The sequence below is a fragment of the Micrococcus flavus genome, from assembly GCF_014204815.1.
Classification (GTDB): domain Bacteria; phylum Actinomycetota; class Actinomycetes; order Actinomycetales; family Micrococcaceae; genus Micrococcus; species Micrococcus flavus.
Genome location: NZ_JACHMC010000001.1, coordinates 1,099,889 through 1,113,367, shown reverse-complemented (window position 1 = coordinate 1,113,367; position 13,479 = coordinate 1,099,889). Strand labels below are relative to the sequence as shown.

Sequence of the window (13,479 nt, the reverse complement as noted above, 5' to 3'; positions counted from 1 at the left end):
TCGTCGGTGCCGGTCAGGGACCGGCCGGACCGGGTGCCGCCAGACTATCCGCACCCCGGGGCGAGGACTAGGTTGGGGGCGTGCGCATCGACATCGTGACCAAAGAGTTCCCCCCGTCCGTCTACGGCGGCGCCGGCGTCCACGTGGCAGAGCTGACCCGCGTCCTGGCCTCCCGCGCGGACGTGCGCGTCCACGCGTTCGGCGGACCCCGTGACCCCGACTACCACGGCGCACGGGTCCTCACGTACGAGCAGCCCGCCGACTTCGAGTCCGCCAACGGCGCGGTGCAGACCCTCGCCACGGACCTGTCCATCCTCGGGCCGCTCGAGGGCGCGGACGTGATCCACTCCCACACCTGGTACGCGAACCTCGCCGGCCACCTCGGCGGACTGATGCACGACACCCCGCACGTGCTCTCCGCGCACTCCCTCGAGCCGCTGCGCCCGTGGAAGGCCGAGCAGCTCGGCGGCGGCTACGCCCTGTCCTCCTGGGCGGAGTCCACCGCCTACCACGGCGCGGCCGCCGTGATCGCGGTGTCGGAGGGCATGCGCCGGGACATCCTGCGCTGCTACCCGGACGTGGACCCGGCCAGGGTGCACACCGTGCACAACGGCATCGACACGCAGCTGTGGACGCCGCAGACCGGGACCACCGCCCTGGAGAAGTACGGGATCGACCCGTCCCGCCCGTCCGTCGCCTTCGTCGGGCGCATCACGCGCCAGAAGGGCGTGCCGCACCTGCTGCGGGCCGCCCTGCGCCTGCCCGAGGGCGTCCAGCTCGTGCTGTGCGTCGGCGCCCCGGACACCAAGGAGCTGGCCCACGAGGTCAACGGTCTGATCGCCCGCCTCCGCGAGGAGCGGGACGGCGTCGTGGTGGTGGAGGGCATGATCCCGCGCGCGGAGGTCATGGAGATCCTCTCCGCCGCCACCGTGTTCGCCTGCCCGTCCGTGTACGAGCCCCTGGGCATCGTCAACCTCGAGGCCATGGCGTGCGGCACCGCCGTCGTCGCGTCCGCCGTGGGCGGCATCCCGGAGGTCGTGGACGACGGCGTGACCGGCCTCCTCGTGCCCGTGGAGCAGGTCGACGACGGCACCGGCACCCCCGTGGACGAGGAGGCCTTCGCCGCCGACCTCGCCGACGCGCTCACCCGGGTCCTCGAGGACCCGGACCGGGCCGAGGAGATGGGCCGCGCCGGCCGCGAGCGCGCTATCGAGCACTTCTCGTGGGAGACCATCGCGGACCGCACCCTGGAGGTCTACCGCGCGGTCGCCGGCTGACCCGACGACGACGAGGGCCCCCGCCGCGGTGTGCGGCGGGGGCCCTCGTGCGTGGGTGCCGGAAGCTCAGCGCCGCGCGGCCTTCTGACGGTCCCGCAGGACCTTCTCCTCCACCGGGGCCTCGCCCGAGGCGCGCAGGGCCGCGCAGTGGGCGGCCGCCTCGTCCTGGCGCACGCGCTCGGCGTCGGTGGCGATCTCCATGCGGAGGTGCTCCGGCCGGAGCCCGTAGGCCTGCGTCAGCTCGAGGGCGAAGGGGCGCAGGCGCTCGGCCAGGCGGTTGACGTACCCGCGCAGCGAGCGCGCGCGCTGGCTGGAGACGCGGCCGTGGGCCACCAGCCAGCCGAGGTCCTCCTCGATCAGACGCAGGGCGAAGAGGTCGCGCAGCCAGGTCAGGACGGTGCGGGTCTGACCCTCGCCGAGACCCTCCACCGCGCGCGTGAAGGCCTCCCACTGCAGCAGCTCGCCATGCTGGCGGGCCACCTCGATGAGCTCGTGCTGGCGGGTGTTGAACGCCGCGGCCTGCTCGGCCCGCGCCTTCCCGCGCACGCCGGACAGCGTGTCGGCGATGTCCGCCACCCGGGTGCGGACGCGGTCCTCCAGCAGGGAGCGCTGCACCTCGGGGTCCTTGAACCAGTTGGCGGAGCGGCGCTCGTCCCCGCGGTCCTGCACGGACTGCACGGCCTTGTGCAGCCCGACCCGCTGGAGGGCGTCCGCCGCCTCGGCCGCCACGTACCGGGAGACGGCGCCCACGTTGAGCCGGCCGAACTCGCGGGAGTAGTCGGTCAGCAGCCGCTTGCCCACGAGCTGCAGCAGCACGTTGTTGTCACCCTCGAAGGTCACGTAGATGTCCAGGTCCGCGCGCATCTGGGTGAGCCGGTTGCGCGCCATGAAGCCCATGCCGCCCGTGGCCTCGCGGCACTCCTGGAGCGTGTCCAGGGCATGCCACGTGGTGAGGGGCTTGATGGCCGCGGCGAGGGTCTCCAGCTCCTGGCGGTCCTCGTCGGTGGCGTCCGCGCCGGAGAAGACGTGGTCGAACTTCTCGAGCAGCTCGTTGGCGGAGAACTGGTCCGCGTAGGTGCGGGCCAGGCGGTCGATGAGCCGGCGCTGGTGGTTCTGGTAGTCCAGCAGCAGCTCCTCGCGCTCGTCGTCGGTGGCGGTGAACTGGCGGCGCTGCTCGGCGTACGCGATCGCCCCGTGCAGGCCCAGGAAGGAGGCGCCGGTGGCCGACTGGGCCAGGGAGACGCGGCCCTGCACGAGGGTGCCGAGCATGGTGAAGAAGCGCCGGCCGGGGGAGGCGATCGGGGAGGAGTACGTGCCGTCCGCGGCGACGTCGCCGTAGCGGTTCAGCAGGTTCGTGCGGGGGACGCGCACCTGCGTGAAGTGCAGGCGGCCGTTGTCGATGCCGTTGAGCCCGCCCTTGAGGCCGTCGTCCTCGCCGCCGACGCCGGGCAGGAAGCGGCCCTCCTCGTCACGGATGGGGACGTAGAAGCAGTGCACGCCGTGGTTCACGCCGCCGGTGATCAGCTGGGCGAACACGGTGGCGGCGCGGCCGTGCAGGGCGGCATTGCCGAGGTAGTCCTTCCACGCGGCCTTGAACGGCGTGTGGATGACGAACTCCTGCGTGTCCGGGTCGTACGTGGCTGTCGTCGCGATGGAGGACACGTCCGAGCCGTGGCCGATCTCCGTCATGGCGAACGCGCCGGGCACGGACAGGTCCATGGCGCCGGGCAGCCACGCACGGTGGTGCTCCTCGGTGCCCAGATGGAGGATGGCGGAGGAGAACAGCCCCCACTGCACGCCGGCCTTGATCTGGAGGGAGGGGTCGGCGAAGACCAGGTCGGCGAAGGCCGCCACGTTGCCGCCGTGGTCGTCGGCGCCGCCGAACTCGGCGGGGAAGGCGCGGTGGACGGTGCCCTCCTCCACGAGGATGCGCAGCTGGCCGAGGACCCGCTCCCGGTGCTCGTCCATGCCCAGCAGGGGATCGCGGTGCAGGCGGGGGTCGCGGATCAGCTCGCGGACCCGGTGGCGGGACTCGGCCCAGCGGCCGAGCAGGGCGGCGTGCAGCGCGCCGGCGTCCAGGGTGCCGGGGGTGGGGTGCTCGGGGGCGATCTGCGCGACGTCGGTGGGCAGGGTGTCGGCCGTCGGGGCGGTCGCGAGGACCTCGTCGGTGTCGGGTCGGGTGGTGGTCATCTCAGTGCTCCTCAGCGGTCGGGGAGGTGGGGGCGGAGGTCATCAGGCCGTGCAGCAGCCATCGGGTGACGGCGTCGGCGGTCTCGTCCAGGTCCGGCCGGGCGTCCGCCGGGGCGCCCAGCCAGGCCTCGACGGCGGCGCGGACCAGGCCGACGGCGCCGCGCGGCCAGAGGGACAGCGGCGAGGACGGGCTCGCGTCCGCGTCGGGCAGGGCCCGGGCGAGGCCGTCGGCGAGGACCCGGGACACGCGCTCGAAGAACGGGCCGAGCACGGGGGCGCCGCCGGCGTCCTGCTCCGACTCCGTGATGGCGAACGCGTACACGGCGGGGGAGGAGGCGGCCACGGCGAGGCACTCGGCCACCATGCGGTGCAGCGCTGAGGCGCCGTCCGGGGAGGTGTCCGCCGCCTCCCGCAGGCGCTGCTCGACGTGCTCGGTGACGCGCTCGGCGACCGCACGGCGCAGGCCGGCGCGGTCGCCGAAGTACCGGTAGAAGACGGACTTCGACGTGCCGGCGTGGGCGGCGATCTCCTCCATGGAGGCGCCCGGGCCGAGCGCGTGCACCGCCTCGCGGGCGACGCGGACCAGCTCGCGGCGTCGACGGGTGCGGTGCCGGTCCCATCGCGCGCTGCGGCCGTCGCGGGCCCCGGTGCCGACTGTGTCCTGGTTCACAAGACCCACCGTATCAGGTACGCTCGGTATCAGTCACGAGGGCCTCCCGCGACCTGCGCGCTGTCCCGGCCCCGCCCCGACGGAAGGACCGCCATGAGCACCGATCCCCGCACCCCCGCCTCCGAGCGTCCCGCCCTTGCCGGCGGCACGCTGCGCCCCGCCGTCGTGGTGGGCTCCAACCGCATCCCCTTCGCCCGCGCGCACACCGCGTACCGCGAGGTGTCCAACCAGGAGATGCTGACGGCGGCGCTCGACGGACTCGTCGCCCGTCTCGGCCTGCAGGGGGAGCGCCTGGGGCAGGTGACCGCCGGCGCCGTGCTCAAGCACCCGCGCGACTTCAACCTGACCCGGGAGTGCGTGCTCGGCTCCGCCCTCTCCAGCGAGACGCCGGCCGCCGACGCGCAGGTCGCGTGCGCCACCGGCATGGAGGCCATCGGGACCCTCGCGGACAAGATCCGGCTGGGTCGGATCGACTCCGCGATCGGGGGCGGGGTGGACTCCATCTCCGACTCCCCGGTGACCTACACCGACGGCGCCCGCCGGGTCCTGTTCGACCTCAACGCCGCCAAGACCCTCAAGGACCGCGTCCGTGCCGTCTCCCGGCTGCGCCCGGGCCACCTGGTGCCCCAGCCCTCCGGCGCCGGCGAGCCCCGCACGGGCCTGTCCATGGGCGACCACCAGGCCCTCACCACCCACGAGTGGGGCATCACCCGCCAGGCCCAGGACGAGCTGGCCGCCACCAGCCACCAGCGCCTCGCCGCGGCCTACGACGCCGGCGTCATGGACGACCTCGTCACCCCGTTCCGCGGCCTGACCCGGGACAACAACCTGCGCCCCGACTCCTCGGTGGAGAAGCTGGCGAAACTCAAGCCCGCCTTCGGCCGGCACCTCGGCGACGAGGCCACCATGACCGCGGGCAACTCCACCCCCCTCACCGACGGCGCCTCCGCCGTGCTGCTCTCCTCGGAGGGCTGGGCGGCCGACCGCGGCCTGCCCGTGCTCGCCGAGGTGGTGGACGTGGAGAACGCCGCCGTGGACTTCGTGGACGGCCGCGACGGCCTGCTCATGGCGCCGGTGTACGCCGTGCCGCGCCTGCTGGACCGCCACGGCCTGACGCTGCAGGACCTCGACTTCGTCGAGATCCACGAGGCGTTCGCCGGCACCGTCCTGGCCACCCTGGCTGCGTGGGAGGACGCCTCCTTCTGCCGCGAGCGCCTCGGACTGCCCGGCGCGCTGGGCACCGTGGACCGCGCGAAGCTCAACGTGCACGGCTCCTCGTTGGCGGCCGGCCACCCGTTCGCCGCCACCGGAGGCCGGATCGTCGGGCTCCTCTCCAAGACCCTCCACGAGGCGGGCGAGGGCTCGCTCGGCCTGGTCTCGGTGTGCGCCGCCGGCGGCCAGGGCATCGTCGCCCTGCTGCGCGGGCGCTGAGCGACCCGCACCCTCTCCTCCCGGCCCTGGCCTGCGGTCCGCCGCCGGCCGTGAAAGGAACACCATGCCCTCCACCGATCCCTACGGCGACCTCGTCCGCAGCCCCCTGGGCAGCCGGCTCACCGGCGCCCTCGGCCTGCCCCGTCCCGCGCAGCTGCGCCGTCACGAGGCGGACACGCCGGACATCACCGGCACTGTGCTCGTCCTCGGTGAGGGAGCCGGCGCTGAGCAGGCCCGCACTCTCGTGGCCGCCGTCGGCGCGCACCCCGTGGGCGAGCCGCCCGCCGAGGGCGGCCTGACCGGCGTCGTGGCGTGCTTCGACGCCGTGGCGCACCCGGGCGAGCTCTCCGCCACCGCCCTGGCGCTCGGCGGCGCGCTGCGCGCCCTGGGCCCCAGCGCGCACGTGGTGACCGTGGCGCGGGACCCCGAGCAGGCCGAGGCGCCGGCCGAGCGGGCCGCCCGCGCGGGCGTGATCGGGCTGACCCGGTCCCTGGCGCACGAGATGCGCCGCGGCGGCACGGCCAACGCCCTGCTGCTGCAGGACGGGGCCGCGCTCTCGGACGCCGGCCCCGCCGGGGCCCTGGCGTTCCTGCTCTCCGCGCGCTCGGCGTTCGTCTCCGGCCAGCCGCTGCCGGCCGGCCCGGGCACCCCGGCGACGGCGTCGGCGTCCCCGGGGGCCACCGCCCCGCTGGCGGGGCGGGTCGCCGTCGTCACGGGCGCGGCCCGGGGCATCGGCGCGGCCATCCTGCGCACCCTGGCCCGGGACGGGGCCACCGTGATCGGGGTGGACCTGCCCGCGGCGGGCGAGGACCTGATGCGGCTGGTCAACGAGGTCGGCGGCACGGCGCTGGCGCTGGACATCACCGCCCCGGACGCCGGCCGGCGCCTGCTCGAGCACGCCCGGACCCGGCACGGCCGCCTGGACGTGGTGGTGCACAACGCCGGCATCACCAAGGACCGCATGCTGGCCAACATGGACGCCGCCCGGTGGGACGCCGTCCTGGCGGTCAACACCGCCTCCCAGCTGGCGATCAACGAGGTCCTGCTCGCCGAGGACGCCCGCGACACCGTGGCCGCGGACCTGCGGATCGTGGGCCTGGCGTCCATCTCCGGGATCGCCGGCAACCGCGGCCAGACCAACTACGCCGCGTCCAAGGCCGGCGTCATGGGCCTCACCGCCGCCACCGCGCCGGTGCTCGCCGCGCGCGGCGGCGGCATCACGGCGGTGGCGCCCGGGTTCATCGAGACCGAGATGACCGCCCGGATCCCGCTGCTCACCCGCGAGCTGGGTCGGCGGCTGAGCTCCCTGCAGCAGGGCGGGCGCCCGGAGGACGTGGCCGAGGCCGTGGCGTTCCTCGCCTCGCCCGCCGCCTCCGGCGTCAACGGCACCACGCTGCGCGTGTGCGGCCAGGCGATGATGGGGGCATGAGCATGCAGACCCGCACCCTGGACACGATGCCCGCGCTGGCCCCGCTGTACGCCCGCGCCGCCGCCCAGGCCGGCCGCGACGCCCTGTCCCGCCGGTCCCGGCCCGCCGAGCTGCCCGGCACCCGCCTGGTGGTGGGCGACCACGGAATCGGTGAGGACGCGCTGCGGCGGTGGCGCGAGGGCGTCGGCCCCGTGGACCCGGACGCGCTGCCCTCCGTGCTGGTGCATACCCAGGTGTTCGGCGTCGCCATGGAGCTCATGGCGGATCCGGAGTTCCCCCTGCCCCTGCCGGGCATGGTGCACCTGACCAACGCGGTGACGCACCGCCGCCCCGTGGCCGCCGGGCGCCCGCTGACCGTGACCGCCGAGGCGGTGGGCCTGGTCCCGCACCACGCGGGCACCGCGGTGGACCTGCTGGTCCAGGTGCGGGAGGCGGATGCGGCCGACGAGGCAGCCCCGGCCTGGGAGGGCGTCTCCCGGTACCTCGCCCGCGGCGTGCACGTGTCCCCGCTGCGCCCGGAGCGGGCCGCCCGGGACGAGTGGACCGCTCCGGTCCCGACCGCCCAGTGGACCCTCGGCGGCGGGGCCGGCCGGTCCTACGCGCGCGTCTCGGGAGACTGGAACCCGATCCACCTCTCCGGCCCCACGGCCAAGGCGTTCGGCCAGCGCGGGGCGATCGCCCACGGGATGCTGCTGGCGGCCCGCATGCTTCAGCGCCGGGAGCCGGCCGAGGCCGGGTTCCGGTGGGAGATCGGGTTCGAGGCGCCCGTGGTCCTGCCGGCACGGGTGGCCGTCCGCTACGCCGAGGAGGCCGGGGGCGTCACCCGGGTCACGGGGTGGGACCCCCGCCGCGGCCGGCGGCACTTCACCGGCTCGATGTCGCCGATCGGCGGCTGACCCCCGCCGCGGGGGTCAGCCGCGCGGCAGCTCCCGGAGCGCCTCCAGCAGGCCCTCCGCCCAGACGTCCCACGCATGGCCGCGGGCGTGGCGGACCGCCGCCGGGGCCATCGCGGCCCAGGCCGCGCGGTCGTCGCGGACGCGCTCGAGCGCGTCCGCCCACGCCTCGGCGGTGTTCGGGTGCACGAGCACGCCGGAGCCGCCGTGATGGACGGCGTGCACCAGCCCGCCCACGCGGTGGGCGAGGACCGGGGTGCCGCACGCCTGCGCCTCCACCGCCACGAGGCCGTAGGTCTCCGAGGCGCTGGGCAGGGCCACGGCGTCGGCGCCCCGCATCTGCTCTGCCAGCAGTGCCGGCGGAACGGGCGCGGACACGCTGACCAGGTCGGACACGCCGAGCTCGGCGGCCAGGGCGGTCACGTCCAGCGTCGCGGGGCCCGAGGCCTCCCCGTTGACGTGCACGCGCACGCCGGGGTCCCCGCCCGCGGCCCGCTCGCGCAGCTCGGCGAGCGCCTTGACCAGCAGGTGCGGGCCCTTGTGCCGCTGGACGCGACCGGCGAACAGGACGCGCAGCGGGCGTGCGTCCGGGCCGTCCTCCCCGCCGTGGACGTCCGGCCCCGGCCAGGCCGCGGGACCCTCCGGGGTGAACACCTCGAGGTCGACGCCGGGGGGCAGCACGCGCAGCCGCCGGCGGTCCACGTCGAACACGTCGTGCAGCTCGCGCGCCTCGGCGGGGGAGTTCACCACCAGGAGGTCGGCCGCGTGCACGAGCGCGGCCTCGGTCTCGAGGCGTTCGCGCGGCTCGGCGTGTCCCTCGTCCTCGGCGACCTTGACGGCGCCCGTCGTGTGCATGGTCTGCAGCAGCGGCGCGGCGAGCTCCTCGGCGAGGGCCTGGGCCGTGGCCGCGGACAGCCAGTAGTGCCCGTGGACGAAGGCCACCCGGCGCGCCCGGTCGCCGGCCCCGCCGTCGTCGCCCAGCAGGGGTCCGCCGGGGACGGCGCCCGAGGACAGCCAGGCGCGGGCAGCCGCGGTGAACGCGTCACGGTGGCCGGCGAGCTCCTCCTTGGCGACCGGCGCGGCGGGACCGGCGGCGAGCTCCACCACGGTGACCGCAGGGGCTCCGTCCTCGGCGGGCACCTCGGTGACGCGGGCGCCGTCCACCGGCTCCTCCGCCCGGGTCAGCAGGAGCATGCGCAGGCCGCGGCGGGCCAGGGCACGGGCCGACTGGCGCACGTACACGTTCATGCCGCCGGCGTCCCCGCGCCCGGGCTGGGCGAGCGGGAAGGTGTGCAGGGACACCACCACGCCGACCGGCACGGCCGCGCGCAGCTCCGCCTCCACGGCGTCGTAGAGACGCGTCACGGACGGGGTGCGCGGCAGGTCCTCGACGGTGAGCGTGCGCCCCTCGGGGTCGCCCAGCGGGACCGTCCAGTTCGGATACTGCTCCTGCAGGGTGCCGGGCTGGTTCTGGATGCGCCGCTCGCCCACCGCGTCCACGAGGGACACGCAGTGCAGCGCGGAGGGGGCCTGCGCCAGCAGACGGTGCAGCCCCACCACCTGGTCCTCGCGGGTCTCCGCGCCGTCCGGACCGGTGGCCGCCATCAGCCCCCGGTCCCGCGCCGCGTCCAGGAAGGCCTCCACCTCGGCCGCGGAGCGCCTCCGCTCCTGCGCCACATCCACCGTGTAGAGCCCCAGCCGCTCGCGCAGGTCGAGGTGCACGCCCTCGAGGTACCCGGCCGTGGGCGGCAGGTCGTGGGTGTTCACGGCGGCCAGGCACAGGCGGCGGTAGCGCTCCGGAGGCGTGGGGGCCCCGTCCTCCTGCTCGAACCACAGGATGGAGGTGCCCAGGATCCCGGCCTCGGCCAGGCGGCGCTGCACCCACGGCTCGAACGTGCCGAGGTCTTCGCCGATCACCACGACGCCGGCCCGCTCGGCCTCGAGGGTCAGCACCGCCAGCAGGACCTCGTGGTCGTACTCCACGTACGCGCCCTCGGGCGCGCCCATGCCCTCCGGGATCCACCACAGGCGGAACAGGCCGAGGACGTGGTCCATGCGCAGTCCGCCCGCGTGGGCGATCACGGTGCGGACCATGTCCCGGAACGCCGCGTAGCCGGTCTCGGCCAGACGGACCGGGTGCCAGGGGTGCTGGGACCAGTCCTGACCCAGCTGGTTGAACACCTCGGGCGGGGCCCCCACGGACATGCCGGGCACGAGCACGTCGCCGAGCATCCACGCGTCGGCCGACCCGCGCGTCGCGCCCACCGCCAGGTCGAGCATGACGCCCAGGCGCATCCCCGCCGCGCGGGCCCGGTCCTGGGCGGCGGCCAGCTGCCCGTCGGCGACCCACTGCACCCATCGGTGGAAGTCGACGTCGTCGGCCCGTTCGGCGCGGACGCGCTCGGCCTCGGGACCGCCGGGGACCCGGTCCGGGTCCTGCGGGTGCGGGGCGGCGGAGGAGGGGTCGGCGGCCTGCGCGTCGAGCCGCAGGACGGACCACAGGGCGAAGTCGTCCAGTCCCGTGCCCTGCCGTCGGCGGAACGCCGCGTAGTCGGCCTCCCGCTCCGGGGTGCGGGGCGCCTGCCACACGCGGCGCAGGGCCGGCCACAGCGCGGCCGCGGCGGCGGAGCGGTCCACGCGGCCGCTCTCGAGCAAGGCCTCCTGGGCGCGGGCGCCGGCGGCGCGCAGCTCCGCCTGCTCGTGTGCGGGCAGGGCGGCGAACTCGGGGATCTCGGTCACCCGGATCAGCAGGGCGGAGAGGAACCGCCGGGACACGGGGGAGTAGGGCGAGTCCGTGGGATGCGGGCCCGGCTCGATCGCGTGCAGGGGGTGCAGCAGGACGAAGTCCGCCCCGTGGTCGGCCGCGTGCTCCGCCACGGCGGCGGCGTCGACCACGTCGCCCACGCCCCAGGAGCCCTCGGAGGTCACGGAGTAGCCCTGCGCGGCCACGCCCCAGCCGCGGCGGGCGAGGAAGGGGGCCACCGTGGTGAGGCGGTTCGGGGCGCAGATCAGCGTGGCGGTGTGGGTGGAGCCGCCGCCGCTGCAGACCTCGATCCGATGCCAGCCCAGCGGCAGGTCGTCCGGGATCTCCAGGTCGAGGCGCACGCGTTCCTGGCCGTCCACCAGCCGGGGCTGTCCGAGGGGGGTCGTCGTCGACAGCCCACACTCGCCGCCGTCCTCCAGGCGGACCACCGCGGTGACCTCCGTCCCGGGCGCGACGTGGACCGGGACGGTGGCGCGGTGGCCGCGGCGGACGGCCACGGTGGGCGGCAGCACGCGGCGCCACGGGGCGAGCTCGGCGTCCTCGAGAGCGGTCGTGAGGCCGGCCACCCCCTGCGGGTCGACGTCCACGCCGAGCGCGGCCAGCACGCGGATGAGCGTCTCGTCCCCGACCGACTGCTCCGAGCCGTCCTGACCCGTGTACCGGGTCTGCACTCCGTGCGCGCGGGCCAGCCGATGCAGGAGCGTGCGTGCGTTCTCCGCCATGTCCGTGAAGTCCTCCGTCGTCGTCGCGGGGTGTGCGCCCCCCCGGGGCGAGCGGCGCACACATGCCTCCACTGTAGGCGGACCTGCGCGCCGTGGCGGACGGTGTCCACCGGCGGGGGCGCGACCCCGGGTCGGTGCGCCGGGAGTGCCAGCGGGCATGCCCGGGGACGACGACGGCCCCGGTCCGCTGGGGACCGAGGCCGTGGTGCTGATGTGCAGTGCGCGAGGGGGGACTTGAACCCCCACGTCCTTTTGGGACACAGCGACCTCAACGCTGCGCGTCTACCAATTCCGCCACTCGCGCTCATCGGTGGACCGTCGTCGGAACGACGATCCGAGCGCCTTCGTCCGACCCCGATCTCTCGGCGTCCTCGGGAAGGCAACTCGAGAACAATAGCACGATCCTGGCGGTAGGCTCAAATCCATGGTCGACCACGCCCCCGAGCCCCCGTCCACCCCCGACGCCGACGTCGTGCAGATCTGCCGGGACCTGATCCGGATCGACACGACCAACCGCGGCGGCAACGTCTCCGTCGGCGAGCCCGAGGCCGCCGAGCTCTGCGCGGAGCTGATGCGTCGCGCCGGCATGGAGCCGCGGATGTTCGAGTCCTCGCCCGGCCGCGTCTCCGTGGTCGGGCACCTGGCCGGATGGGACCCGGAGGCCCCGGGCCTCGTGGTGCACGGGCACACGGACGTCGTCCCGGCCGAGGCGGGGGAGTGGTCCATGGACCCCTTCGGCGCGGAGCTGAAGGACGGGATGGTCTGGGGGCGCGGCGCCGTGGACATGAAGGGCATGGACGCGATGGTCCTCTCGGTGCTGCTCCACCTCGCCCGCACGGGTCGCCGCCCGCGCCGGCCGCTCACCGTGGCCTTCTTCGGCGACGAGGAGGCCGGCGGTGTCTACGGGGCCCGCTGGGTCGTGGACCACCACCCCGAGGTGTTCGCCGGCTGCACCGAGGCGATCAGCGAGGTGGGCGGCTTCTCCACGGAGGTGGCCGGCACCCGTGCCTATCTCGTGCAGACCGCGGAGAAGGGCCTGGCGTGGCTGAACCTGCGCGCCGAGGGCGCCCCGGGCCACGGCTCGGCGCCGCATCCGGACAACGCGGTGACCCGCCTGGCCGGAGCGTTGGACCGGATCGGCCGGCACGAATGGCCCCTCTCCTACACCAAGACCACCCGCCAGCTGCTCGAGTCGGTCGCGGAGATCACCGGCACGACGTTCGACGAGGCGGACCCCACGCCGCAGCTCGAGGCCCTCGGCCACGCGCGCACCTGGGTGGCCGGCACGCTGCGCACCTCCTCCAACCCCACGGGCATGAGCGCCGGGTACAAGCACAACGTGATCCCGTCCTCGGCCACCGGCACGGTGGACGTCCGGCTCATCCCCGGCGAGGAGGAGCAGACGATGCGCCGGCTGGCCGAGCTGGCGGGGGAGGGCGTGACGTTCTCCCCCGAGCACCAGGACATCGGCCTGGAGGTGCCGTTCTCCGGCGACCTGGTGGAGCTCATGGTGGACGCCCTCCAGGCCGAGGACCCCGGCGCCGAGGTGCTGCCGTTCATGCTCGGCGGCGGCACGGACAACAAGTCCCTGGCCCGGCTCGGCATCACCGGCTACGGGTTCAGCCCGCTGCGCCTGCCGCCCGACCTCGCCTTCACGTCCCTGTTCCACGGCATCGACGAGCGCGTCCCCGTGGACGCCCTGCGCTTCGGCTGCCGGGTCCTCGAGCGCATGCTCGAGCCGCGCTGACCGGAGGACGACGACGGCGCGCCCCGCCGTCGTCGTCCTCCGCCCGTGCTCAGCGCGGCTCGAGCGTGGACGCCACGCGCATGACCCGCCGGCGCATCCAGTGCCGACGGGCGCCGCCCCGGTAGTGCACGGAGCGCTGCAGCTCCCAGCCGCCGTACTCGGCGTGGTCCACGAGGCGGCGGCGGGCCTCGCCGAGGGACTCGTGGGGGGCCACGGTGAGGACGAGGTACTCCCACTTCTGTCCGCGGGTGACGGAGTCCAGGGTCGAGGACATCAGCTGCTCACGCATGGCGTCCATGCTGGCAGACGTCCGCCCCGGCCGCCGCCCCGGCACGGCCGCCCTGGTCGGGGCGGGG

Annotated in this window: 9 protein-coding genes and 1 tRNA gene; 5 read left to right on the top strand and 5 right to left on the bottom strand. The window is 75.4% G+C overall.

Annotated features, from left to right (window positions below; all coding sequences use genetic code 11):
- Positions 1-80 precede the first annotated feature (80 nt).
- Positions 81-1,277 (top strand): glycogen synthase, encoded by a 1,197-nt coding sequence (gene glgA / locus BJ976_RS05140; RefSeq protein WP_135027493.1) that lies wholly within the window; start codon positions 81-83, stop codon positions 1,275-1,277.
- A gap of 66 nt (positions 1,278-1,343) precedes the next feature.
- On the opposite strand, the gene BJ976_RS05135 is transcribed toward glgA, so the two are convergent.
- Positions 1,344-3,467, bottom strand: a complete 2,124-nt coding sequence (locus tag BJ976_RS05135; RefSeq protein WP_135027490.1) for an acyl-CoA dehydrogenase family protein — start codon at positions 3,465-3,467, stop codon at positions 1,344-1,346.
- Between the two features lies 1 nt (position 3,468).
- Positions 3,469-4,137, bottom strand: a complete 669-nt coding sequence (locus tag BJ976_RS05130; protein WP_135027487.1) for a TetR/AcrR family transcriptional regulator — start codon at positions 4,135-4,137, stop codon at positions 3,469-3,471.
- A gap of 93 nt (positions 4,138-4,230) precedes the next feature.
- On the opposite strand from BJ976_RS05130, the gene BJ976_RS05125 reads away from it, so the two are divergent.
- The 3 genes from BJ976_RS05125 (at position 4,231) to BJ976_RS05115 (ending at position 7,893) form a co-directional block, all read left to right on the top strand.
- On the top strand, positions 4,231-5,568 hold the full coding sequence (locus tag BJ976_RS05125; RefSeq protein ID WP_135027484.1) for an acetyl-CoA C-acetyltransferase: 1,338 nt from the start codon (positions 4,231-4,233) through the stop codon (positions 5,566-5,568).
- 64 nt (positions 5,569-5,632) lie between these two features.
- Entirely contained in the window at positions 5,633-6,997 is a 1,365-nt protein-coding gene (locus BJ976_RS05120; RefSeq protein ID WP_135027481.1) for a 3-oxoacyl-ACP reductase, read from the top strand.
- Positions 6,994-7,893: a MaoC/PaaZ C-terminal domain-containing protein gene (locus BJ976_RS05115; protein ID WP_229667048.1), complete on the top strand. Its 900-nt coding sequence runs from the start codon at positions 6,994-6,996 to the stop codon at positions 7,891-7,893. The genes BJ976_RS05120 and BJ976_RS05115 overlap by 4 nt, the downstream gene beginning before the upstream one ends.
- A gap of 15 nt (positions 7,894-7,908) precedes the next feature.
- Here the strand turns inward: BJ976_RS05115 and malQ are convergent, their stop codons facing one another.
- Both malQ and BJ976_RS05105 read right to left on the bottom strand, forming a co-directional pair.
- On the bottom strand, positions 7,909-11,376 hold the full coding sequence (malQ, locus tag BJ976_RS05110; RefSeq protein WP_135027478.1) for a 4-alpha-glucanotransferase: 3,468 nt from the start codon (positions 11,374-11,376) through the stop codon (positions 7,909-7,911).
- Positions 11,377-11,595: 219 nt separating this feature from the next.
- Positions 11,596-11,680, bottom strand: a tRNA-Leu gene (locus tag BJ976_RS05105).
- 120 nt (positions 11,681-11,800) lie between these two features.
- Here BJ976_RS05105 and BJ976_RS05100 point away from each other — a divergent pair.
- Positions 11,801-13,123, top strand: a complete 1,323-nt coding sequence (locus tag BJ976_RS05100; RefSeq protein ID WP_135027475.1) for a M20/M25/M40 family metallo-hydrolase — start codon at positions 11,801-11,803, stop codon at positions 13,121-13,123.
- Between the two features lie 49 nt (positions 13,124-13,172).
- Here the strand turns inward: BJ976_RS05100 and BJ976_RS05095 are convergent, their stop codons facing one another.
- The gene (locus BJ976_RS05095; RefSeq protein WP_135027472.1) at positions 13,173-13,412 is read right to left on the bottom strand and encodes a DUF5703 family protein; all 240 of its coding nucleotides are present in this window, start codon (positions 13,410-13,412) and stop codon (positions 13,173-13,175) included.
- Between the last annotated feature and the right edge of the window lie 67 nt (positions 13,413-13,479).

Excerpts from the sequence above, each read along its gene's own strand:
- BJ976_RS05135 (WP_135027490.1), bottom strand. The coding sequence starts at position 3,467 with ATGACCACCACCCGACCCGACACCGACGAGGTCCTCGCGACCGCCCCG.
- BJ976_RS05125 (WP_135027484.1), top strand. The coding sequence starts at position 4,231 with ATGAGCACCGATCCCCGCACCCCCGCCTCCGAGCGTCCCGCCCTTGCC.
- BJ976_RS05120 (WP_135027481.1), top strand. The coding sequence starts at position 5,633 with ATGCCCTCCACCGATCCCTACGGCGACCTCGTCCGCAGCCCCCTGGGC.
- BJ976_RS05115 (WP_229667048.1), top strand. The coding sequence starts at position 6,994 with ATGAGCATGCAGACCCGCACCCTGGACACGATGCCCGCGCTGGCCCCG.
- malQ (WP_135027478.1), bottom strand. The coding sequence starts at position 11,376 with ATGGCGGAGAACGCACGCACGCTCCTGCATCGGCTGGCCCGCGCGCAC.
- BJ976_RS05100 (WP_135027475.1), top strand. The coding sequence starts at position 11,801 with ATGGTCGACCACGCCCCCGAGCCCCCGTCCACCCCCGACGCCGACGTC.
- BJ976_RS05095 (WP_135027472.1), bottom strand. The coding sequence starts at position 13,412 with ATGCGTGAGCAGCTGATGTCCTCGACCCTGGACTCCGTCACCCGCGGA.